The organism is Kordia periserrulae, from assembly GCF_003054265.1.
GTDB lineage: Bacteria > Bacteroidota > Bacteroidia > Flavobacteriales > Flavobacteriaceae > Kordia > Kordia periserrulae.
In genome coordinates this window covers 399,499-422,450 of sequence record NZ_QBKT01000004.1, presented here as the reverse complement: position 1 = coordinate 422,450, position 22,952 = coordinate 399,499, and the positions used below count along the sequence as shown (strand labels likewise).

Annotated in this window: 22 protein-coding genes and 1 pseudogene; 16 read left to right on the top strand and 7 right to left on the bottom strand. The window is 34.6% G+C overall.

All coding sequences use genetic code 11. The features are described from left to right. Positions 1-7: 7 nt before the first annotated feature. A complete protein-coding gene (locus C8N46_RS10740; protein ID WP_108114891.1) occupies positions 8-1,399 on the bottom strand; it encodes a hypothetical protein in 1,392 nt (463 codons plus the stop codon). Between the two features lie 40 nt (positions 1,400-1,439). On the opposite strand from C8N46_RS10740, the gene C8N46_RS10735 reads away from it, so the two are divergent. From C8N46_RS10735 to C8N46_RS10720, 4 genes are read left to right on the top strand one after another with little or no spacing between them, the layout of a single operon-like run. Further along, a complete protein-coding gene (locus C8N46_RS10735; RefSeq protein ID WP_108114890.1) occupies positions 1,440-1,727 on the top strand; it encodes a hypothetical protein in 288 nt (95 codons plus the stop codon). Between the two features lie 13 nt (positions 1,728-1,740). Further along, positions 1,741-4,239, top strand: coding sequence for an Hsp70 family protein (locus tag C8N46_RS10730; RefSeq protein WP_158269133.1), 2,499 nt, complete (start codon positions 1,741-1,743; stop codon positions 4,237-4,239). 41 nt (positions 4,240-4,280) lie between these two features. Then, positions 4,281-4,517 (top strand): hypothetical protein, encoded by a 237-nt coding sequence (locus C8N46_RS10725; RefSeq protein WP_146169794.1) that lies wholly within the window; start codon positions 4,281-4,283, stop codon positions 4,515-4,517. A gap of 52 nt (positions 4,518-4,569) precedes the next feature. Further along, entirely contained in the window at positions 4,570-5,253 is a 684-nt protein-coding gene (locus C8N46_RS10720; RefSeq protein ID WP_108114887.1) for a DUF2461 domain-containing protein, read from the top strand. On the opposite strand, the gene C8N46_RS10715 is transcribed toward C8N46_RS10720, so the two are convergent. Together C8N46_RS10715 and C8N46_RS10710 are read right to left on the bottom strand one after the other, a co-directional pair. Continuing rightward, complete coding sequence (locus tag C8N46_RS10715; RefSeq protein WP_108114886.1) at positions 5,250-5,498, bottom strand: hypothetical protein; 249 nt, start codon at positions 5,496-5,498, stop codon at positions 5,250-5,252. The genes C8N46_RS10720 and C8N46_RS10715 overlap by 4 nt on opposite strands. A 129-nt stretch (positions 5,499-5,627) precedes the next feature. Then, complete coding sequence (locus C8N46_RS10710; protein WP_108114885.1) at positions 5,628-6,224, bottom strand: hypothetical protein; 597 nt, start codon at positions 6,222-6,224, stop codon at positions 5,628-5,630. Between the two features lie 490 nt (positions 6,225-6,714). Between C8N46_RS10710 and C8N46_RS10705 the strand changes: the two genes are divergently transcribed. Next, the gene (locus tag C8N46_RS10705; protein WP_108114884.1) at positions 6,715-7,218 is read left to right on the top strand and encodes a hypothetical protein; all 504 of its coding nucleotides are present in this window, start codon (positions 6,715-6,717) and stop codon (positions 7,216-7,218) included. A gap of 88 nt (positions 7,219-7,306) precedes the next feature. Next, positions 7,307-8,125: pseudogene (locus tag C8N46_RS21100) on the top strand (IS256 family transposase); the annotation flags it as partial. Positions 8,126-8,146: 21 nt separating this feature from the next. Here C8N46_RS21100 and C8N46_RS10695 read toward each other — a convergent pair. After that, a complete protein-coding gene (locus tag C8N46_RS10695; RefSeq protein ID WP_108114883.1) occupies positions 8,147-8,566 on the bottom strand; it encodes a glyoxalase in 420 nt (139 codons plus the stop codon). Between the two features lie 156 nt (positions 8,567-8,722). Between C8N46_RS10695 and C8N46_RS10690 the strand changes: the two genes are divergently transcribed. The 7 genes from C8N46_RS10690 (at position 8,723) to C8N46_RS10660 (ending at position 14,207) form a co-directional block, all read left to right on the top strand. Beyond that, entirely contained in the window at positions 8,723-9,622 is a 900-nt protein-coding gene (locus tag C8N46_RS10690) for a DUF72 domain-containing protein (RefSeq protein ID WP_108114882.1), read from the top strand. A 173-nt stretch (positions 9,623-9,795) separates the two neighbouring features. Beyond that, positions 9,796-10,200 (top strand): acyl-CoA thioesterase, encoded by a 405-nt coding sequence (locus tag C8N46_RS10685; protein ID WP_108114881.1) that lies wholly within the window; start codon positions 9,796-9,798, stop codon positions 10,198-10,200. A gap of 487 nt (positions 10,201-10,687) precedes the next feature. Next, positions 10,688-11,422 carry a hypothetical protein gene (locus C8N46_RS10680; protein ID WP_108114880.1) on the top strand — a complete coding sequence of 245 codons (735 nt, stop codon included), beginning with the start codon at positions 10,688-10,690 and terminating at the stop codon, positions 11,420-11,422. 112 nt (positions 11,423-11,534) lie between these two features. Beyond that, complete coding sequence (locus C8N46_RS10675) at positions 11,535-12,251, top strand: hypothetical protein (protein ID WP_146169793.1); 717 nt, start codon at positions 11,535-11,537, stop codon at positions 12,249-12,251. A 416-nt stretch (positions 12,252-12,667) separates the two neighbouring features. Next, a complete protein-coding gene (locus tag C8N46_RS10670; protein WP_108114878.1) occupies positions 12,668-13,126 on the top strand; it encodes a Na(+)-translocating NADH-quinone reductase subunit F in 459 nt (152 codons plus the stop codon). Positions 13,127-13,557: 431 nt separating this feature from the next. Further along, entirely contained in the window at positions 13,558-14,007 is a 450-nt protein-coding gene (locus C8N46_RS10665; RefSeq protein WP_108114877.1) for a hypothetical protein, read from the top strand. Then, entirely contained in the window at positions 14,007-14,207 is a 201-nt protein-coding gene (locus C8N46_RS10660) for a helix-turn-helix transcriptional regulator (protein WP_108114876.1), read from the top strand. The genes C8N46_RS10665 and C8N46_RS10660 overlap by 1 nt, the downstream gene beginning before the upstream one ends. A gap of 250 nt (positions 14,208-14,457) precedes the next feature. On the opposite strand, the gene C8N46_RS10655 is transcribed toward C8N46_RS10660, so the two are convergent. Continuing rightward, a complete protein-coding gene (locus C8N46_RS10655; protein WP_108114875.1) occupies positions 14,458-15,555 on the bottom strand; it encodes an adenylate/guanylate cyclase domain-containing protein in 1,098 nt (365 codons plus the stop codon). A 95-nt stretch (positions 15,556-15,650) separates the two neighbouring features. Next, positions 15,651-15,815 (bottom strand): hypothetical protein, encoded by a 165-nt coding sequence (locus C8N46_RS20470; RefSeq protein WP_158269132.1) that lies wholly within the window; start codon positions 15,813-15,815, stop codon positions 15,651-15,653. A 189-nt stretch (positions 15,816-16,004) separates the two neighbouring features. Between C8N46_RS20470 and C8N46_RS10650 the strand changes: the two genes are divergently transcribed. The 3 genes from C8N46_RS10650 (at position 16,005) to C8N46_RS10640 (ending at position 20,167) form a co-directional block, all read left to right on the top strand. Then, a complete protein-coding gene (locus C8N46_RS10650) occupies positions 16,005-17,318 on the top strand; it encodes a DEAD/DEAH box helicase (protein WP_108114874.1) in 1,314 nt (437 codons plus the stop codon). 15 nt (positions 17,319-17,333) lie between these two features. Beyond that, positions 17,334-17,666, top strand: a complete 333-nt coding sequence (locus tag C8N46_RS10645) for a hypothetical protein (protein WP_108114873.1) — start codon at positions 17,334-17,336, stop codon at positions 17,664-17,666. Positions 17,667-17,968: 302 nt separating this feature from the next. Further along, entirely contained in the window at positions 17,969-20,167 is a 2,199-nt protein-coding gene (locus tag C8N46_RS10640) for a TonB-dependent receptor (RefSeq protein ID WP_108114872.1), read from the top strand. Between the two features lie 538 nt (positions 20,168-20,705). Here the strand turns inward: C8N46_RS10640 and C8N46_RS10635 are convergent. Next, positions 20,706-22,724 carry a sensor histidine kinase gene (locus C8N46_RS10635; protein WP_146169792.1) on the bottom strand — a complete coding sequence of 673 codons (2,019 nt, stop codon included), beginning with the start codon at positions 22,722-22,724 and terminating at the stop codon, positions 20,706-20,708. Positions 22,725-22,952 lie beyond the last annotated feature (228 nt).

Genomic DNA, 22,952 nt, shown 5'->3' with positions numbered 1-22,952 from the left:
TGAAACGTTACAATCTGTAGGGTTCATTATCATAACTTTTACCATTAACATAAAAGCTTTGATCAGAGTGTATCAAAATATCTTCTCCTTCTTGTGTAAATGTTAGATTGCCACGTGTTTCTATTCGTAAGCTAATAATTTCTTTAGAATTTTTGTACGGTTCTAAAAATCGTGGAGCCATTTTTCTCTTGGAATAGCGCGGCGGTATATATTTTTCATCGCTGTTAAAACAAGCCAGCTTTTTTCCAACATACAAATGGTGTACGCGGAAATTTTTTGCACTTACAGTATCGTTCGCTTTTACTAAAAAACGATACGGAGTTATCTCAAAAGAATCGACAAAATCATCATAAGACAAGATAATAATATCATATTCTGTTTGATTGCTAAATTGGTTAGTTTGCAACAAATGTTCTCTGCCATTCGTAACTTTTAAAGCTTCTTTCGGAAACGGATTGTCACCACTTTTTAGTAAAGTATCTACATATTGAATATTGGTAGCTTTTGTAGGATCAAACTCTGTGAGAAAACCTTTTAACGACTTCGTGAATTCAACTTTAGCTTTATTTTCGCGTTGTTTTTGTTCTTCGGCTTTATTGTATGAAGAGTAAATGATGGCACTCAAACACAACACAAAGATTACGGATAATATCCCAATCATCAACCAAAAATCTTTTAGCACTAATTTGCGCTCAATTTTTTCCTCAATGTTTTTAGGTGTATTTCCAAGCCAATATAAGCCTTTGCTAATAGTTTTGAAAAATACAACAATACCACGATCTTGAATAACACCTAAGGAATACTTTGTAAGCAAATACCTAAATAAATCCACTTTTTCAGTTACTTCATCATCATCAAGTTTTTCTGTAAGTGTAAAAAATGAATCTTTATACGGTGATGATTTATGAATAAGTTTGTCGGCAGTATTTAAGAGAAAATCAATCTTTCCTTCGGTTCGTTTGCGAATCAATTCCAACGTTTCATCAGGTAATATTTCTCGGTATTCAAGCAAATTGGTTACAGGCTCGTATATCTCTTTGTTGAAATAATAGTATACACTTTCGTTAACATCTTCCTTTAAAAACTCCGACATAAATTTATAAATCGTATCGCGTTCAAAGCCTTCCATATTGACGGTAACTTCCTTTTTCATTTTGGAAAAACTTCGCGTAAGCAGATGCATCAAGTTTTCATTTTTAAATAAAAAACGAACACCATCAGGCTCTTGCTTTAACGAATCTAAAAAGACTTGTATGGATGTCGCTTTAAAATCAGGATTTAGTTTTTGTTCAACTTTTAAAAGTTTTTCAACACGAATGATGTCTTTACTAGAAGCATTTTGAAGATCGAGATCGGGAAATAATTCGGTAGCAATTTTTAGAGATTTTATATAGCTCATTGAAGAATGTTATGTATTTTGGGTGACGAAAATAACGAATATGATTGCGCTTATCAACCAAATATATGAAATAAAGCGAAAATCTACAGAGCATAAATTTGATGTAGTAACTCGCAATTTGGATCGTATCTTTCATGAACTCACAGAAATGGGCTATCGTGTAGAAGTCCCGTTGCACGAAACATACAGCGAAACCAACACGGCAATAGAAGCAAGTTTGTTATACGAACAAGCCAAAACCATTGTAAAAGTGTTAAAACCTATCATTTATAAAAAAGAGGGCGATTCGTATAGTTTGCAGCAAAAAGGAATTGTTATTGTAGGATAAATTTATACTGCTTTTGAAAAATATAAACATCGGAATCGATTTAGGAACCACAAACTCAGCCATTGCGTCGTATGCCAATGGAAAAGTACAAGTACATAAAAATCCAGTTGGACTTAGAGAATTATTACCTTCGGTAGTTTCGTATCGAAAAAATAGAATCTTAGTGGGAGATAAAGCCAGAGAGCGTTTTTTGGTAGATGCCGAAAACACTTTTGCATCTTTTAAGCGCGCTATGGGAACGGACAAAAAGTACCATGTCGCTATAACGGATGACATGTTGAGCCCTATTGAATTGTCAAAGATGATTTTGAGCGAATTGTCAAATTTTGTATTGGATACTGATGTGAAATCAGCCGTAATTACCATTCCAGCATCTTTTAATACCATGCAATCCAACGCTACAAAAGAAGCAGGTTTGGCAGCAGGATTTGAAGAAGTAGTTCTGTTACAAGAACCTATTGCAGCGTGTATTGCCTATTCTAACGTGAAAGAACTTGCTATTGAAGAAGTAGAAACTTGGTTGGTTTACGATTTTGGCGGAGGAACATTTGATGCGAGTTTGGCAAAAGTTTCTAATCGTTCTCTCGAAATTATTGACCATAAAGGCGATAATTTTTTAGGCGGTGTTGATTTTGACATGCAAATTATTCAGAAAATAATATGTCCCGCTATTGAAAAAGAATCTCCTGCGCATGCAAATCTTTGGAAAAAAATGATTTCTTCAGATGATGCTTCATACAAAAAACTCTATTACGAATGTTTATTTAGAGCAGAAGAAGCGAAAAAAGAGCTTTCTGTTCGCGAAGAAACGTTTATCGAAATAGAAAGTGATGAAGATGATTTGTTTGTAACGATTGACATCACACGAGATGATTTCAACAAATTGGTTCAGCCCAAATTTGAAACTTCTTTTTCACTCATTGAAGAATTATTGGCTGAAAATGCATTGGAGTTTTCAATGATTTATAAAATCATCATGGTCGGTGGCACCACGTTAATTCCGTACATTAGAGAGGAACTAACCAAGCGAACAAATATTCCGTTAGATATTTCTTTAGATCCAACACAGATTGTAGTAACAGGCGCTGCATACTTTGCAGGAAGCAAAGAATCTACTTTAGTAGCGGAAAAAGCAACTGAAAACGAAACCGCAAAAGTCACCAAAATTTCTGTACAGTGGATTTATGAAAATCAATCCAATGATGAGGAAGAATTGATTGTGGGTATTTTGGAGCAAAAAATAGAAGGTTTTTACCGAATCATTCGAAATGACGGCGGCTATGATTCAGGAATGATGCGTTTTCGTGATAAAATTAACGAATTCTTACCGTTAATTTCTGGGGCAAAAAATACATTTTCTGTCAAAGTGTACAATGTCTATAAAGAACTCATTCATGAAAATGATGACATCGTAATTTCGCAAGGATTGTATAATATTTTGGGACAGCCATTGCCGAACGATATTTGTTTAGAATTGGATCATGAAGAAGGAACGTATTTAGAAGAAATTTTTAAGAAAAATGAAATTTTACCACTTTCAAAAACTATTTACAAAACGGCTTCCAAAACCATACTTAAAGACTCTGATGATAAGCTGATTATCAATATTGTAGAAGGTTCTGTGCGAAACTCGCCCGCAAGTAATTTACCGATTGGTTATATTGAAATTTCAGGTCATCATTTGGCATTAGATATCATCAAAGGATTGGATATTGAACTTCATTTTAAAATGTCAGAATCGCGCGATTTGACCGTGAGTATTTTAATTGATTCTATAAATCTAAAGCAGCAACAAATATTCAATCCGAATCAATTTGTTATCAACTTTTCTAAGGTAATCACTGAAATTAAACAGTATATCAATGTCATTGAAAACGAAATAGCAGTTCTTAAAATCACAGATAAAAATATCGCAGGAGAATTGAAAGCTATTCAAAATAAGTTAGTTACGCTATACGGAGAGGCGCTTGAATATGAAAATGATACCGTTACAGAAACGAAATATCAAATCCACGAACAGAAACGATTGCTCATTCAAAAATTTGATCAATTAGCAGCGAATACATTACTTCTTCGAGAAATTCAAAATTATACAGAAAACAAAGCTTTAGTTGAAGAAAAATTAGACGATTTATCTGAGTCACAAATAGCAGCATACAAAAAAATAGTCGCTGACGAGCAAGTATTTTTACACTCTGGAAATAAGCAAGTCATTCAAATTAAAGCAAAAGAATTGATAGCATTGCTAGAAAAATCTCGTAACATAACCGATGAAGATTACCGTTACTATTACTACTTTTTTGTGCACAATGATGATATCCGTGCGTACAGTAGCAATCAGCGTAAATTTGATACCTTACTCAAAAAAGGAGAAAAGGCAAACGGTGTCAATAATATGGCAGAGTTGCAATACATTGTTACAGAATTGTATGAGAATACGAGAGAATATTTCAGGCAGCGAAGTGCTGGTGGAAAAAGCAACGATATTGCATCCAAGTTAGGAATTCAGTAAATGGAGTGTATTTAAAGTAACTAATGTCATAATATCCGAATATGCATCATCCTCTACATTTGATATACATGTTTATAGGGTTTCTGTATTTATGGATTCGTTATCGAGATCGTAAAAAAGTAGCTTCCGCTAAAAAGGAATTGTATGATGACAGTTACAGTGTGGCAGGAGCAACGGTATTACTTTCAGTCGTTGGAGCAATCTTTTTTATTGTGTTGTTGATATTTTTGATAGGAACGATTTATATAATTTTTACACGTCCGCCATCGCCTTATTAATAGAATTTTCTAGACCATCATAATTTTGTATTTTAGTGAAAAATAACAACTCATGAACGAAACTATTCCTAGAGAAACCTTTTCCTTTTTAAAACGATTGCAAAAAAACAACAACCGCGAATGGTTTACTGATAATAAAAAAGAATTTAAAGAGATTGAGCGTGAAGTAAAACAGTTTTTCAATCAGTTAGGAACAGCGTTGAACAAACACGACCAAATTGATAAGGTAAAGGTGTTTCGCATTTATAGAGATGTTCGTTTTTCCAAAGACAAAACGCCGTATAAAACACATTTTGCAGGAAGTTTTCATAGAGTAAAACCTAGATTGCGCGGCGGTTATTATGTACACATTGCGCCCAATGATGAATCTTTTATTGCAACAGGATTTTGGGATCCAAATAAGGATGATTTATTGCGAATTCGCAAAGAATTTGAAATGGATGCTAAAGAAATTAGAGAAATCATTAGTGAAAAATCATTCAAAACTATTTGGGGCGAATTGGAAGGAGATGAAGTAAAAACTGCACCGAAAGGGTTTGACAAAGAACATCCTGCGATTGATTTGATTAAGAAGAAGCAATTTGTTTTCACCAAGAAATTTACCGATAAGGAAGTGACTTCCGCCGATTTTATGACACAAGTAGATGCTGCTTTTAAAGCAATTCGCCCATATTTTAATTATATGAGCGAAGTACTGACTACCGATTTGAACGGTGTTTCGTTATTGGACGATTAAAAATCGTTACAAATATTGTCACAAAGTGAAAGACAACTGTCGTTTATCGTGGCAATATCACAATGTTTTCCATCATAATCTTTGGATGTGTGTGTAATGTCTTCACATTCAAAGTAGGAGTAAATGGTACAAATAATTCCCAATGTAGGAATGGAAGCTGCTTCAGCTCCTCCATGAATTCTCGCATCCAATTTAGAAATGGTTTGCTTTTTTAATTTCAGGCTGGATAAGGTTCTTTTTTTCATAATTAAAAAGTTTTTGGATTTTTAAGATGAAGAAAAGTAGAAAATGTAATTTTAGACAGCTAAAAAAGTAGTTAAAAGGCTATATAAAAAAGCTAAAATGCACGTTATTAGTTGAGTATGGTGATTAAATTAGTTGTTTTGCAACTTGTAATCTGCCAAATTCTTGTCATAATTTGACTTTCCCGTTTCGTATTTGGAAGTAATATCTGCATTTACAAAGATGAAAACGCTATTTGTGTCCGTCTTGAAAATCTTAGAAGTATCGTACACATCTTTAGGCGAAAAATAATCTACAAATGAATACAATGCGTCAATTTTTTGTAAATCGCCAGCAGTCTTATAAACGTTGGTTTTTAAGTGTGAATCTTCAATAAAGTGAATTTGCACACCTGAAATGTTTGTTGGCGCAAGCGTGACGTCTTGTTCGTTAAAAATAGTATCGGTGTAAATAGTTACTGCTTGAACTGTTGCCGCATCATATTCCGTTTGAAACATGTTTGCAACCACACGTTTAAAATCAGCCAACGAATCTCTTTTAATATACAAATGATACGAATCTTTATCGTCAGCTTCGGGTTGCGAACCGAGCCAATATTCTATAGCATGCGTTGTATTTTGTATCGTAACATTTCGAGAACCATCGGCAGTTACTTGCTTTCTCATAAAATTACAAGCACTCAACAGCACACTAAAAATCACTACCAATACAATACTAAAACGCTTCATATCTTTATTGCTAAATTTAGGTCACAAAGATATTGAAAATGTATGTTGGATGTAAATTCTTTTTTTAGAATATTTTCTATTGTATTCTAAGAGAAGCCAACAATTATTCCCTGCCCATTTTTATTTTGTCTTTTCTTAATCAACTTCTTCAGAGCGAGCCCAAGAAGCATTTCAAAAATCATTTTCATAAAATTAAATGTCTTTAGCTGAAAATTGAATAATTATTATGTTAAAAAAATAATATTCTTTCTTTTGTATATTATTTATACTTACATTTATCAAAGAATAATACTACAATTTAATATTGTGAGAGAAATAATATAAATACTTAAATAAAACAATTTAAAATAGATATGCTGGTCAAAAAAGGACTGATCACCCAAGTCGAATCACTTTTAAGCGACGTTAAAAACGAAGTGTAGATACAATTGCAAATACTTGTATTTGCAGATATCAAAAGTAAAATATTAATTTTTAAAATTTATTAACCATGAAAAAGCTACTAAAAACCACCTTTGTATTATGTCTATCATTTCTCATGCTTTCCTGTAGCAGTGAAGATGATAAATATGATGTAACAGAAAGTCAGTCATTATTTATAGTAAAAAGTATTAATGATTTATCTCCTAAAAAATCAGTACTTGAAAAAGAATTTAAAACGATAAAACTTTTTGAAGGTATTACTGAAATGAAAAATTTTAAAGTAACAGAAGACACCATTTTAAATAAAACATTTATTCAAGGGGAAGGGATTAATGAAAATGGTTATGCTGTATTATTTAGAACAGAAATCAAAATTGAACAAATTGGAAGTAACAAATATTCACTGAAACGAATAAATGCAAAATTTGGTGAAAGTTGTTCGGGAGTGAATTGCTCTAAATGTGTTTTCGCAGAAGGGGGCGGATGTGATTGTGAAACAACAGGAAGTATTCTACATGGACCTGGCTATTGTAATCATTCAACGAGTGTGAGTGATGGAGATGTTCGGTAGTATCCAAAAAACTGTATAAATACGATTTAAGGCGGGTTTTAAAACCCGCCTTAAATTTTTGTATAATTTTATAATACACACAGTTATTATGACACCAGAAGAGAAAAAACAATTTTTAAACAGTGGTTTGCTAGATGGCATCAAAACCCAAGAAGAACTTAGTAGTATGCTAAAAGAGCCTCATTCAGCAGCATTAGAAGCTATGCTTGAAGGCGAGATGGATACACACTTGGGCTATCCAAAACATGGAAAAAGCGACACTGCTAATGCGCGTAATGGAAGCAGTAGTAAACATGTAAAGACAGAGTTTGGTAAGAGTCAGATTAAGGTTCCTAGAGATCGACAGGGGAGTTTTGATCCGATTGTAGTTCCTAAACATCAAAGTACGGCTACACCTATTGAAAATATCATTATATCGCTTTATGCTAAAGGGATGAGTGTTTCTGATATAGAAGAAGAGCTTCAAGAGATTTATGGATATAAACTCTCCACATCCGCCATCTCTATCATTACAGACAGGAAATCAACGTGTATTAGATTGGTAACACAGACCACTGGATAGCGTATATTGTGTGGTGTGGATGGATGGTATTGTCTTTAGAGTTAGGCAATCAGGAAAAGTCATCAACAAAACTATTTACTTAGACGTAGGACTTAACAGGGAAGGTCATAAAGAGCTTTTAGGCATGTGGCTTGACATAATGAATCCGCTGCCTTTTGGCAAGGCGTACTTACCGACTTAAAGGCGCGTGGTGTGGAAGATATCTTGGTAACTGTTACCGATAATCTCAACGTATTTACCCAATCTATCAAAAATGTATTCCCAACGGCAGACACACTAATCTGTGTGGTACATCAAATCCGTAACTCCGCTCGCTATGTGGTATGGAAAGATAAAAAAGCTTTTGAACCAAGAAAATCACATATTTTACACAATTGGCGTAAATGCCATATCTCTTTCAAACAGTAACACATTGTCTTTCAATCGCTCAATAACAATATTCATCATGCGCTTGTTCAGCGGTGACGAATTTTGAATATAGGTTTGATATTCTTCCAGCGTAAACTGTCCCATAATCATTCCTTTGAGTGAATTGCGAAACTTCATATCTTTCTGAATCGCATTTTCGATATACAGCAAACGTTTTTCCAAAGACAAATCGTAAAATACATTTTTTCGTTTTACGATGTAATTTCGAAAAGCTGCAATCAATAAAGGACTTTGAAGTTTGATAACTGGACGTAGTGTGGAATTTTGAAAACGCTCGTCGTTGGACATATTTTCAGAAATGGATTTCGGAGAAATTTGTGGACGCGCTTTGACTAAATCATTTTCTCGATCGTTCATAACACTAAAATTTACTTAAATGTAGCGATTATAGATAGTCATTCTCAACAGGTTATAAACAACTTGTTAACCATCTTATCAACAGAATCAAAACACTTACGAAATGCTATTTTCGAGTTAGAATTCCGTATTTTTATGCTTTATAAAAAGTACGCTATGAAATTTGGAAAAGTCACCAATCCTGAACAAATCGATTTTACATTGCCTAACGATCACCCAGAAACAGAAGTGGTTTTACAATCGTATAAAAATGACGAAAAACCGTCTATTTATGTAGGTTGTGCCAAATGGAATCGACAAGAGTTAAAAGGATTTTATCCGCGCGGAACGAAAGATGAATTGGCGTATTATTCCTCTCAATTTAATTCGATAGAACTCAACGCGACTTTTTACCGAATTTTTCCAGCTGAACAGTTTGAAAAATGGCGCGACAAAACGCCTGAAGGTTTCAAGTTTTTTCCAAAAATCAACCAAGAAATCAGTCACTGGAAACGCTTGCAAGCCACAGAAGCAGTAGTAGATTCGTATTTATACAACGTTTCGCATTTGCAAGAAAAACTGGGAACCATCTTTTTGCAAATGCACAGTAATTTTTCTCCGAAAGATTTTGATAGAGTCGTGCAATTTGTAGAATTTTGGCCAAAAGATGTCGCACTAACGATGGAATTTCGTCACACCGATTGGTTCAATGATGAAAAAGTGGCGAATGAATTGTATTATTTATTACAAGAAAATAACATCGCTAATACCATAGTCGATTCTGCCGGAAGGCGTGATATTATGCACATGCGTTTAACGAATAACGAAGCGTTTATCAGATATGTTGGCGCCAATCACGAAAGTGATTATGCACGTTTAGACGATTGGGTAAACCGTTTGGAAGACTGGATAAACAAAGGTTTGCAACACGTTCACTTCTTTGTACATCAAAACTTGGAAGTAGAATCACCTTTATTATCCGCATATTTCATTAAAAAACTCAATCAGCGTTTAGGAACAAATCTAAAAATTCCGAAAACCAACAACGAACCTCCAGCACAGGAAACGCTTTTTTAGTAGTGAGATGTTAATGTTGAGATTTTTTCTTAAATCCTTTGAAACGAGAGCAATGAACCAAGATTCAGGAGTCAAGATTTAAGAGTCAAGAATCAAGAGCCAAGAATCAAGAGCGAATAGCGAATAACAACAAATCGACAAAAAACAAAAAACAAATAACAAAAGAAAAAAACATGAGATTCCACACACGAAAATGGGTAAAACCCGAAGATTTGAATCCGAATGGGACATTATTTGGAGGGCGATTATTAGAATGGATTGATGAAGAAGCGGCTTTATACGCCATCGTTCAGCTTGAAAACCCAAAAGTAGTGACCAAATATATTTCCGAAATTGACTTTAAAAGCTCCGCTAAAAAAGGAGACATTGTCGAAATTGGAATAGAAGTTCTCAACTTTGGGAAAACGTCCATAAAACTTAAATGCGAAGTACGTAACAAAATGACGCATGAAACCATTATTACGGTAGATAATATTGTAATGGTCAACCTTGATGCAAACGGAAAAGCGATTCCACATGGAAAAACACAAGTAGAATATGTAAGCGATCGTCTGGCTAGCGATGATAAAACGTCATAATACTTCTAAAATACTACATTTGTTGATTGAATTATTCTAAAAATAAATAAGGGAACGATTGTGTTTTTTTACGGTAAAACGTTAAAAAATTAAGAAAAGTTAATTAAATAAAAATAAAATTTCCTACAAAAAAATAAAAATGGTAGGTTTGCAATTCAGCAATACTATCAAAAAACTTTAACGAGTTTTTATGAGCTCAATTTTTAATTGGGCTCTTTTTTTTGTATCTTTAAGATGAAAGATATGAACATAATTTGCTGTTTAGTTACTATTTTTCACATACTAGTCAATTCGGCTTAAATTATATTGACTAGAAATTTAAAAGCGTCCTTAATTTTTTAAATTTTGGACGTTTTTTTTATAGAATTCGCCATATTGTTGGATAGATATACGCTTCAAAAAGAAATTAACAATTCGATTGTTAAAAAAAATAATTTCTCATCTACAAAAGAATACTTAAATATGCACCACAAAAGTATTCCCCGATATGAAAATTGTTCAAACAATTCCTGTATATAATCGAAAAAGTAAACGCGTGACGAGTCTGAAACTAGACGACTTTAAACAGATTGCCAACGAAAATGAAGAGTTTTTTGACGTACAAAGCGATTTTGTCATCATTAAAGACCGTTTTTTTAGAATGCCGCATTTGGTAAAACCTTGGACATTTTGGATTGAAAACGGAAAACCGCAAGTAGAACCTACCAAAAATACCAATTACACGAAAGTACTTTTTGCGGTTGAAGCGCCTGATAAAAACGAATTTGACTATAAAAATGAATTCAGAGCGATGAATCCACTTTCTGGATATTTTCAAAGCTTCAAAACAGGATTTATAGAATTGATGCAGCAAATTTCGACCGAAGAATTGACACATTTTGAAGTCACGTTTTACACACTCGTTCCATATCAAACCTCATTACATTACTTATTAGGAAAACGAGGTAGCAATCAAACCCGATTAAACTTTTGGTTTTATGGTTGGATCAATCTTAAATATCGAAATGATTTTATGAATTATTTAAAACAATACCAATTTGATTACTATATTAACGGCAGCACACGCGCTTTTAAAGGAATCATTTCGCAAGAATTATCGCGTGTTATCGATGTAGAATACCAAGTACATCACCCAAATAGCGGCTTTTGGAAGCGAAAAGATATCAATTTAGGAATCAAAAAAATCGTGCATTTGGAACTTGCTGAAATTCAGTGGACTTGATATTTAAAAAATGGAATGATAATTGTGTGTTAAGATGTAAAAAACTAACTGAAAAATTGCGTAATATTGTATTGCACATTGATGTTAGTGTAGAAAAACAGGGACTGTATTTGTGAATCATTTAAAACGAAACTTTTTTGTAACGATTATATGCATGCTTTTTGGCGTGTTATCGATGCATGCGCAAAAAGATTCTACCAAAACAAAAACCAATGACGCGGATATTACCAAAGGGCGTATCAAATTATCGTTTCCAAAACCAGAGCAACCGCTAAATCCGCAAGAAAATGCTCCAGACATTATGGAGTTTAAAGTGCCAAGTTTGCTAAAAAACAAGCGTACTAGTTTGATTAAGTTGCCCGATTCCAAACGTGCATCACTCAAAGAAGAAAAAGAAATCAATTTTACTGGCGGCGAGCAATATGTAACCCGAAACAAAGAATTTGAACGCAAACTGAACAACAAAGACAAAGAAATTCGTCCCGAATACAAAGTCGAACAATACTTGGGCGACTTCAAAAGCAATGGAAAATTCGTCGAAATTGTATGTAGAGACCACGAATTTGTAGACGGCGATCGTGTTCGTGTCTATGTAAATGATGTCGTTGTGGTAGAAAACATTCTCTTAGGAGCTGCGTATAAAAAAATAGACATCACGTTGCAAAAAGGCTTCAATAAAATAGACTTTCAAGCATTAAATCAAGGTTCTTCCGGACCAAATACTGCCGAATTCCGCGTATACGATGACAAAGGCGAACTCATTTCTGCAAATCAATGGAATTTGACAACAGGTATTAAAGCGACGATGATTATTGTGAAAGAAGAGTAAAAGAAATCAAAAGTAAAATTTTAAAGTAAACGTTTTCTTTTCCGCAGTGTAGCAGGATTTTTTCGTTAAAAATTTCTGAAGCCTTGGAAGAAATTTAGAAAAAATTATGCGGTTTTAGTTTTTCCCTAAAAAGAAAAACTAAAAACACCTCTGGAAAAGCGCCTTTTCTTTTGTTGAAGCCTGTGCTGAACTCGATTCAGTATTCTTTGGGCGAGCAAAGAAAAGAAAGTAAGTAGCTGAATTTTAGTTTTTTAAATTTTGTTTCATAGGAAGAAACAATTTTATTTTGAATAAAACTTATTTCGAACTGACGTTACCACAACACTTAGACTCATTCTAATTTACAACAACCTCATATTTTCTTAATAGGACTTTTTTCGACTTTTTTGTATCTTTTGAGAAAAGAAAACGGTACTATGAACATTTCAAAACGATTCGAAGACGCGATTAGAAAATTGTATGAAGCTTTTCATAACAATACCATCAATCCTGAATGCTGCAAACAATGCGCTGTTGGAAATATTTTAGACAATACCGACAGTTGGAAACATCTTTCTGACGATCATGGCTCGTTGGAGTTAAACTATGTCGGGAAAGTACATCAAGCTTTTGGGCGTAAATTTGGAGGTTATACGCCGTTGGAAATCCTAAAAATAGAAGCTGTTTTCTTAGAAGCTTGCGGTTACGAACTTCCGTTTCATCATAAAAACAAGCGACCAGACAATCCGAGAGATAAAGAATTGCTCTTTAACGGACTTTCTGCAGTCATCGAATATCTCTGCAAACTCGAAGGCATTCAAAACATTATGGATTACTCCAAACTCTTTGATTACGAGAATAATCAGGCGAAGTATTCTTTGGAGTTAGTAAGTTGATTGCATTCTTATACTTCAAAGTACAAAATTAGGAAATCAACAATCTTTTTGTTTTCAATCTAGTTTATGAGTTGAGGAGTTTATTAGTTTATATTTTCTCATATTACCATCTCAAAAAAATTACAATCCGTCATTGCGAGCGTAGTGCAGCAATCTGTCTAAATCAAAGCAAAATTAGTCTTTGAAATAAAATTAGCACATTTTCAAATCATCAAATTGTCACATTAAAAAAACCGTCACATTGAGTGGATTTGTGAAACAAATGTGTATCGAGATTTGCTATGGAAATTAGCATTTAAGTAAGAATTTATTCGTGCAAGTTTAAAAATCGCACATAAAAGAAACTAAAAATTAATTTTGTGTTTCACAAAATGTAAAGTATATTTGTCATTATGTAAAAATTATTTATCAATTTGTAAAACATATTCATCATGTCAAAAGAAACCTTTTGTGAGGCAGAAGAACGAAGAATGAACAAAATACTCAACTTCGGATTGCCCAATTCGTATAAAAAACTTGGAATTATACTCGTGGCACTTAGCATCTTGTTCCTCATAACTCGAAAAATATTTGATATCGAAATCTCAGAAACAATTCGATTCATCTTAAAAAGAGTCGTACTTGTCGGTTTGTTAATTATTGCGATATCCAAAGAAAAAGTAGAAGACGAAATGATTCAAAGCATGCGCGGACGTGCCTTTACGATGGCGTTTATTTTTGGAGTCATTTTTTCGTTGGCGCAGCCGCTGTTCAATTATATCGCTTCATTTATTGTTGAAAAAGAGGACGATGGTTTAACAGATGTAGGAGATTTTCAAGTATTGTGGTTGTTGCTAACCATATACTTACTGTTTTTTTACATGTTAAAAAGACGACTATAATGAAAAACAGAATTAAGATTGAACGTGCTATTTTAGACATCACACAAGACGATTTAGCCAAGAAAATAGGCGTATCAAGGCAAACGATAAACTCCATTGAAAAAGGACGCTATGTGCCTTCTACGGTATTAGCATTAAAACTTAGCGAATTGTTTCAAAAACCTGTAAATGAATTCTTTTTTTTAGAAGAAACGGATTGACTTTTTAATGTATCAATTTGATAATTTGAAAATGTACCAATGTTTTTTATGTAAGATTGAAAATATATTTCGTTAAGCTGAAGTTTTCATCAATATGAATTATTTTATCAAAGAAATCAAAATGACGTATGATATTTCAAGTTCAAGTTCGAGTTCAAGTCCGAGTTCAACTTCAATATCCCAAACGTCACTTCGAGTGAAATTCTGAAAGAATTTTGTATCGAGAAGTACTTTGAAACGTACAACGTTATTAGCTCGAGTCTCCGACTCGGGCTACCTTATCAATACTATAAATCGTCACCGTTTTCGATTTCCCTTTCAGCAACAAATCGTCAATCTTTTGTGTGTGATACTTTTCAGGAAGTTCTAATTTTTGCAACAATGCTTCTGAAATCAACACATTTGCATGATACGTATTGCATTGCGATTGAATTCGTGCAGTCGTATTAATCACGTCGCCGTGATAGGCAATTTCTTTCTTCACGCTTCCTACTTCGGTAACCATCAACGTTCCGCCGTGAATTCCTGCTTTAAACTCAGGAATCAAACCGTATTTTTCTTGGTAATACACACTTCTAGAAGTAATCCTATCCAAAAAACCAAAATACAATTCCACCGCATTATTGCGTTTTATGCCACGTTTGTACGACCAAGTCAACACGGCTTCGTCACCGACATATTGGTAAATTTCAGCATCGTATTTCCGAACAATTACATTCAAATCGTAAAAACAATCTTGAATCAGCTGACTGTACGTATAATGTCCTAAATTTTCCGCAATTGTGGTAGAGGCTTTTAAATCGAGAAACATAAAAATGCGTTGTTCTTCTTTCGGTTTGCGATATCTTCCGGTAAGCATCTTAAAAAACACACCGCGACCAAATTTTTCATTCGCAATCTTGATAAACGAAAACACCAATGATGCCACAACAAAGTAAATCATGATGGACCAAAACGTTTTATTCGTGCGCCACCAGCCACGTTCTTCTTCCAAAGAAACATCGAGCATATACCCCGAATATTCCACCACATAACTCACTAAAAAGATGAGAATTACCAAATAGATGAAGTTTTTCGTAAATACAATCACGCCCAACGCCAAATTTTTAGCCAAAAAACGGTCAAATAAAAACTCCACAAACGCATAAAAAATCCCGAAAGGAATTGCAGAAATCGCAACATAACTGAGCAAGTCTATTAAGGGTAATTCGTATTTGGGAAGAATACTCACGCCTTTTTCTTCAAAAATTCCGAAATAGCGAATTACAATCATAAAACTGAACGCCAAAACCCAGAAAAGAATCGATCGAAACGTAAATAAAATGTATTGTTGAATGGTTCGTTTCATAAACGCAAAATACTAAAAGTTCGGAACAACTGCGTATTCCTAAAGAAAAACTCTTAGTATTTAACGATTACTTACTTTTACGTAAAAATATTGTATTAATCGCAAGGCGCATATAATGAATCTGGACATGCAAAGAAGCATTCGTGCGGATTTACACTAGATGTGCAATGACCTGAAACTCCACCTTTTGTTTTTTCAGCACTTAAATTTGAAATCACTGATTTTTTAAACCTTAACGATTGCATTTTCTTTTTTCTCATAACTATATTTTTTAAAAATTATTCGTCTAAATTACTAAAAATCAATAGCAAACTTGTATGTGAAAACTGTAAATTAAGGAAGTTTTTCGTTCATTTTATAAAACAAAGGTCAGCATTCACGAACAAATAAATCTTTCAGTAAGCTGTATAAAATGCAAAACAACCAAAAAATAACTGTAATTTTGCAACATGTCACAAAACACAAAAAATCAGCGCGAAATCTTAGCAAAATTGGGGATTGAACGCCTAAACGAAATGCAAGAAGAAGCAAAACTTGCTATTAGTTCGCATCCCAATACCATATTGCTTTCACCTACAGGAACAGGAAAAACCTTAGCGTTTTTACTACCAATTATCAACGAATTAGACGCAGATGATGACAATGTGCAAGCTATTATTTTAGCGCCTTCGCGGGAATTGGCAATTCAAATTGCACAAGTAACCCGCGAAATGGGAGCAGGCTTCAAAGTCAATGAAGTGTACGGCGGGCGCAATTTTTCCAAAGACAAAGTCGATTTAAAACACAATCCTGCCATCTTAGTAGGAACGCCAGGTAGAATCGCAGATCATTTGCGCAGAGCAACGTTTGATACAAATACGATTAAAACCTTAGTGTTGGACGAATTTGACAAATCCCTCGAAGTTGGTTTTGAAGAAGAAATGAAAGAAATCATTTCATTGTTGCCCAATATTGAAAAACGCGTGCTAACATCGGCAACGAAAGACATGGAAATTCCAGCGTTCGTGGGCATGCACAAACCATTGACCATAAATTATTTAGGAGAAAAAATAGCGAAACTTACTGTAAAACGAATTCTTTCACCTGCTAAAGATAAATTAGATACCTTACTGAATACCATTTCTCACATGGCGAATCAGCCAGGAATTATCTTTTGTAATTTTAAAAATACGATTCAATATGTGAGCGACTTTTTACACGAAAACAACATTCCGCACGGTTGTTTTTATGGCGGAATGGAACAAAAAGATCGTGAACGCGCATTGATTAAATTTAGAAACGGAACGCATCAACTCATCATTGCAACCGATTTGGCAGCGCGTGGTATTGACGTTCCTGAAATAAAATACATCATTCACTATCAATTGCCGTTAAAAGCGCAGGAATTCACACATCGTAACGGTCGTACAGCACGTATGCATGCGGAAGGAACGGCGTTTGTATTGCAATGGAAAGAAGAATCGGTGCCTGATTTTATCGCCGAAGTAGATGTTATTGAAGAAATGGTATCGACCAAACGTCCAACACCATCTGACTGGAAAACGCTCTTTATTTCGGGTGGACGAAAAGATAAAATTTCCAAAGGAGACATTGCAGGATTGTTCATAAAGCAAGGAAAACTCAATAAAGACGAACTCGGCATGATTGAACTCAAACAAGATTGTGCCTTTGTTGCAGTAAAAGCATCCAAAGTCAAAGAGGTCATTCAAAAAGTTGACAATACGCGTTTGAAAAAGAAAAAAGTAAGAGTTTCTAGGATTTAAAAGACGATTTTAATCATGAAAAACTATTCTAACATCATCATTTTAGTATTCATAGCTACATTTTGCATTTCCGCTTCTACGCCAAAAACACAAAATGACGATTGCACATTTGAAGGCAAAAAACTCTACGGAAAAATTCGTTTTGTAGAGAATAGAGGAGATGCCGATGTAAAAATCAAGATTGTGAATAGTTTTGCCGATATTAAAGTCAAACTTGTAGAAAACTTTGCGGACGATTGCGGCGAATGGCAAGTGGTAGAATACGGAGAAGATTTAAAAGTCTATGTAGCTGAAAGCTTTGCAGACATCAAAGTGAAATTTGTCACCAGTTTTCCAGGAATGGATTAGTTTTATTTACGATTTACGATTTACGATTTACGATTTACGATTTTTGATTGATGATTTTTGATTGATGATTTTTAAACACCTAGACTTATCAACTCTCAAACTTATGCTATATTTGTAAAACCATGAAAAGTATCAGTTTCATACTCGGAGTTCTTATAATGTAAAAATAAAGTCTAGATTACTTTGGAATGAATTACGATTTTAGATTCAAGATTCAAGATTCAAGATTCAAGACTCCAGATTCTAGATTCCTGACTCCAGATTCTAGTTTCCAAAAATCTAGCTTCACAAAAAACACACTTATGCAAATACGAATATGGAGCATACTGCTACTAAGTATGCTTAGCGGTTGGACAAACGCACAAAACACTATCCAAATTAAAGTACTTACGGAACACGAAAAAGAAGCTTTGCTTGGCGCGAATGTGCTCTTTGAAGATTTACAAAAAGGCGCGATAACGAATACGGAAGGAATCGCGAGTTTTACAGCCATTCCCAACGGTTCGCACAAACTGATGATTTCTTTTTTGGGATATAAAACCATCGAAACAACGATTACCGTGCCTTCTTCTGCCGAATTCATCTTTTATTTGGAAGAATCCAAAGGAGCGTTAAATGCCGTTACCATTGAAGCCACACGTAGTACGCGTGACATTCGACGCATTCCTACACGAATCGAAGTCATTGGCGGTGAAGAATTGTTTGAAAAAAACATGATGAATCCGACCAATATTTCCATGGTATTACGCGAAAGTACAGGAATTCAAATGCAGCAAACATCGCTAAGTAGTGGCAACCAAAACATCCGAATTCAAGGATTGGACGGACGCTACACACAACTCTTACGCGATGGTTTTCCGTTATTTGGTGGATTTTCAAGCGGACTGAGCATCATGCAAATTCCACCTTTAGATTTAAAACAATTTGAAATTATCAAAGGAAGTGCTTCCACGTTGTATGGCGGCGGTGCTATTGCAGGATTGGTCAATTTGGTGTCTAAAACACCTGATTATGAACCCGAATTAGATTTCATGTTTACCCAAACAAGCGCGTGGGGAAGTACGTTAAACGCTTTCTACAGCAAGCGAAATGACAAATTTGGCGTGAGTTTGTATGCTTCTGGAAACTATCAACAAATATTTGACCCAGAAGATGACGGATTTAGCAATCTCCCAGAAACGACTTCGATTACGTTCAATCCGAAATTTTATTACTATCCATCTGAAAAAACCACGTTTTGGATTGGACTAAACGGAACGTACGACGATCGAATCGGTGGCGATGTTTCCACTATTGAAAACAACCAAAATGGTACACAACAATACACGGAAGAAAACATTTCCAAACGTTTAAGTAGTCAAGCTGTATTCACGACAAAAATAGATTCTACGCGAGTTTTTACGCTTAAAAATAGTTTCTCCTTTTTTGACAGAGAATTGAATGTGCCGAATTTACAATTTAACGGAACACAACTCAATTCCTTTACTGAAGCGACGTTACAACACAACTACGACAAAAATGATTGGACGCTTGGCGCGAATTTGTACACGACCAATTTTGACGAAGATGACAATGCAGCATTGCAACGCGATCAAGATGACGTGACCTTAGGTGTCTTTGTCAATTCCAACTTTGACTTATCGGAAAACTGGATTTTAGAAACAGGCTTACGAACCGATTTTGCAAAAGGTTGGGGCGTTTTTGCATTGCCGAGAGTATCATTATTATATAAAAACGACAGTGGATTTTCAAGTCGTTTTGGTGGCGGATTGGGCTATAAAACACCCGATTTATTCACTGAAGAAGCAGAATTTATCAACTTTGAAAACATTGTGCGAATTGACAAAAATGTGCTAAAAGCCGAGCGTTCGTATGGTTTGAACCTTGATTTTAACTACAAAACCAAAATATTTGACGATACGGTTGGCTTCTCCATCAATCAATTATTTTATGTGACTGCTATTGATAATGGTTTGCTTTTAAATGTGAATGACAACAACTTTTTTCAATATGAAAATGCAGACGGATTAATTTTGACGCAAGGAGCAGAAACCAATATCAAATTCTCGTATGGCGCTTTCAAATGGTTTGTCAATTATGCTTTGATTGATGCAAAACTTCGCTACTTGCCAGGAAATCCGCAAAAACCATTGACTGCAAAACACAATGCAGGAAGCGTGGTGATGTATGAAACTGAAAAATGGCGTTTGGGGTATGAAACCTATTACACAGGTTCGCAATTCTTGTCAAATGGTACGGAAACCACCGATTTCATTACGATGGGATTCTTAGCGATGCGTAACTTTTCTTGGGGCGGAATTTATGCCAACTTTGAAAACTTTACAGACAGAAGGCAAAGTCGTTTTTCGCCATTGGTATTGCCGCCACATAGCAATCCGACGTTTCCAGAAATCTATGCGCCAACCGATGGATTTATTTTAAGCATCGGACTCATCATCAAACCATTTGGAAATCATTCAGAACATCATGATGATCATTAAATTCTCACGAAAGCGGGAATCTCTTTGATTTCAGAATAATGATAAGCGATTGTAGATTTTTGAGGTGTTTTTATGCTTACATTGACATGTCAAAAATCTACAATTGTAAATTCTATCGACAAGCGCTTTGTTTCAAAATGGCATTTCAAACAAAAAGCATTATCAAATAGACAAATAACGAATAACGAAATTTAAAAATGTAAAAGTATGTTTAACCAATAAATGAAGTTTATGTGTTTATAAGTTAACGTGAGTTCGACTTAAGAAATCACTATGTAATTCATAATTCCAAAGGAATCTCGACTGCGCTCGATTTGACATTGAGTATAATCTATTAGTAATCAATTGTATAATAAAATAGTTATATCGAACTCACGTTAAGTTAAGGAGTTTAAATTTTAAAATAACTAATAGTGTAAACAAGTTAACCGACAACCAAGTTAAAAAGTTATGAGTTAAGAGTTAAGAGTTAAGAGTTAAGAGTGACAAATCGGAAAAAGACAAGCAACACTTCGACAAGCTCAGTGTAAACAACCAACTAAACCTTCCAAGTAAACGTAATCGTAGTACCATTTCCAGCTTCAGAATCAATCGTGATTTTTCCTTTATTTCCAGAAACAATCTTTTTTACTATCGTTAAGCCAATTCCAGTGCTTTCTTCGATATTTCCTTTTTTCAATTGGTAAAACATATCGAAAATTTTGGAATGATATTTTGCGTCAATTCCAGGACCATTATCGCGAATAGAAAACGTAAACATGTCCGCAATTTTCGTGTGTGAAATCGTAATAATCGCTTTCTCTTTATCGCAATGTTTAATGGCATTACTGATTAAATTCAACAATACATGTTCCAATTCTACTTTGCTGGTGTGAATCTGTATGTCTTCTTTCGGAATATGAATTTCGTGTAGATTTTCAGGATTCAGTGTAAGCACAATCTCTTCTAGCAACTTTTGAATGCTAAAGGTTTCTTTCGTTTTCTTTCCGCGTGCAATTTTAGAATATTCTAGCATGCCATTAATCAGCGCGTACATTTTAGAAATACGTCCTTTGAGCGATTCAAAATGTGTGGCAGCTTCAGTATTGGTCTCCAAATCGAGTTCTTCTTCCATAAAAGAAACCAGCGAATGCATGGCAACCAACGGCGCTTTTAAATCGTGTGAAACAATATGATTAAAGCTATTCAATTCTGCATTATAATTCTTCAATTGACGGACATTTTCTTTGAGTTCAATATTGACGTTGGAAAGTTCTTCCGATTTCGTTGCAATTTCCTGTTGCTGTGCTTGTGCCGTTACTTTTGCTTTTTCAAGTGCGTGAAACGAATCGGCAAATCTTGTCATCAACAACATGGAAAGCAATAGAAAAACGATAATATATCCAAAATTCACATACACAATGATATTGCTACTTTCACCTAAAAAGATAAAAATATGCGAAAAGAAAATCAGCGACGCCAATACCATACTCGTCATCATCAAAATAGATTCATGACGCTGACTAGTAAGCGCTCTGATGATGATGTAAAACACATATAAAATGTTAATAACCATCAAAATTAAAAATGGCATCACGAATCGAGTAAAATGTGGCGCAGGTAAAAAAGTGGTCAGTGTGCATAATATCAAAAATCCGTAGATAATGATTTTTTTGTATGTTTTTGGAACGAATTTGACGAAAATGGTATAGAAAAATAGGCTAGAGGACAAGCCCGCTAAAAATAATGAAATGTATTCCACTTTCGTCAAGAAAATCCAGCTAATCGACTCAAAAATCTCTGCAAAAGGCGCGTATCGGTCACTGAGCGACATATAAACGAGCGATAAACACAGCACTGCAAAATACAATACCGCTTTATCTTTATTCCAATACAACAAAAAGAACAAAAGGAAAAAGACACCAATAAAACTCAAACTTCCCATATACGTCATGTCAGCAATGATGCGTTTGGATTTTTGGTTTTGCAGTTTTTGAGAATTGTCAATAATCAAAGGCTTGTCGATGCCACCTTTGTGATGGTAAAAATTCGCGACCTGAATCACGATTTCAAAACGCGTATCGCTGGTATTCAGTGGAATAATTTGCGAAAAACGTCTATGCAACGTTTCGGCACGTGTTTTTCCGACTTTTCCGATTTCAGAGACCAATCTGCCATTAATCCACGTTTTAGAAGCTGCATAAATCGACGGAATGTACAACGAAACATGCGGACGTTCTTTTGGAAGTGTCACTGTCGTTCGATACGTAGCATAGCCAAACGCAGGCAAACTTTCGGCGTTTGAAGCAGCAAAGTTTGTCCAGTCTTGCAATGAAACCTTCTCTGAAGCAGGATTTTGAGGCAACTCTTCAGGAGTCAACAAAGCATTCCAATAAAACTCCCAATCGTCTGCCAATATGACTTGTATATCGTCTTGATGCTCCTCCGAAATCGCTGTTTGTGAATTTTGACCAACGCAAGCAGTAAACGCTGTAGCGCATAAAAAAAAGCTCAAAAAACAGGCAAGATGCGCATAGTTTTTTGGCAACAACAACGTTGGATTTAGGTTAATTCTCAATAGTACATTATTATTCGGGACATCCAAAATAGACAATAAAAATGACTTATGGAAATTTTGTTAATGTAGCAGTTTGCTAATGTAGCAATGTAGCAATGTTTTTTTAATTTGATAATTTGAAAATGTGCTGATTTGAAAATTTTTTGCTACGTCCTTGTGAGGAAGAATGACGAAGCAATCTGTTACTTCAAATACCAAAACTGCGCTACGACACACAGATTGCCACGA

Coding starts and splice junctions, on each gene's coding strand:
- C8N46_RS10690 (WP_108114882.1), top strand. CDS start 8,723: ATGAAATTTGGAAAAGTCACCAATCCTGAACAAATCGATTTTACATTG.
- C8N46_RS10640 (WP_108114872.1), top strand. CDS start 17,969: ATGCAAATACGAATATGGAGCATACTGCTACTAAGTATGCTTAGCGGT.
- C8N46_RS10665 (WP_108114877.1), top strand. CDS start 13,558: ATGTCAAAAGAAACCTTTTGTGAGGCAGAAGAACGAAGAATGAACAAA.
- C8N46_RS10680 (WP_108114880.1), top strand. CDS start 10,688: ATGAAAATTGTTCAAACAATTCCTGTATATAATCGAAAAAGTAAACGC.
- C8N46_RS10740 (WP_108114891.1), bottom strand. CDS start 1,399: ATGAGCTATATAAAATCTCTAAAAATTGCTACCGAATTATTTCCCGAT.
- C8N46_RS10645 (WP_108114873.1), top strand. CDS start 17,334: ATGAAAAACTATTCTAACATCATCATTTTAGTATTCATAGCTACATTT.
- C8N46_RS10735 (WP_108114890.1), top strand. CDS start 1,440: ATGATTGCGCTTATCAACCAAATATATGAAATAAAGCGAAAATCTACA.
- C8N46_RS10655 (WP_108114875.1), bottom strand. CDS start 15,555: ATGAAACGAACCATTCAACAATACATTTTATTTACGTTTCGATCGATT.
- C8N46_RS10725 (WP_146169794.1), top strand. CDS start 4,281: ATGCATCATCCTCTACATTTGATATACATGTTTATAGGGTTTCTGTAT.
- C8N46_RS10715 (WP_108114886.1), bottom strand. CDS start 5,498: ATGAAAAAAAGAACCTTATCCAGCCTGAAATTAAAAAAGCAAACCATT.
- C8N46_RS10685 (WP_108114881.1), top strand. CDS start 9,796: ATGAGATTCCACACACGAAAATGGGTAAAACCCGAAGATTTGAATCCG.
- C8N46_RS10670 (WP_108114878.1), top strand. CDS start 12,668: ATGAACATTTCAAAACGATTCGAAGACGCGATTAGAAAATTGTATGAA.
- C8N46_RS10695 (WP_108114883.1), bottom strand. CDS start 8,566: ATGAACGATCGAGAAAATGATTTAGTCAAAGCGCGTCCACAAATTTCT.
- C8N46_RS10660 (WP_108114876.1), top strand. CDS start 14,007: ATGAAAAACAGAATTAAGATTGAACGTGCTATTTTAGACATCACACAA.
- C8N46_RS10720 (WP_108114887.1), top strand. CDS start 4,570: ATGAACGAAACTATTCCTAGAGAAACCTTTTCCTTTTTAAAACGATTG.
- C8N46_RS20470 (WP_158269132.1), bottom strand. CDS start 15,815: ATGAGAAAAAAGAAAATGCAATCGTTAAGGTTTAAAAAATCAGTGATT.
- C8N46_RS10710 (WP_108114885.1), bottom strand. CDS start 6,224: ATGAAGCGTTTTAGTATTGTATTGGTAGTGATTTTTAGTGTGCTGTTG.
- C8N46_RS10650 (WP_108114874.1), top strand. CDS start 16,005: ATGTCACAAAACACAAAAAATCAGCGCGAAATCTTAGCAAAATTGGGG.
- C8N46_RS10705 (WP_108114884.1), top strand. CDS start 6,715: ATGAAAAAGCTACTAAAAACCACCTTTGTATTATGTCTATCATTTCTC.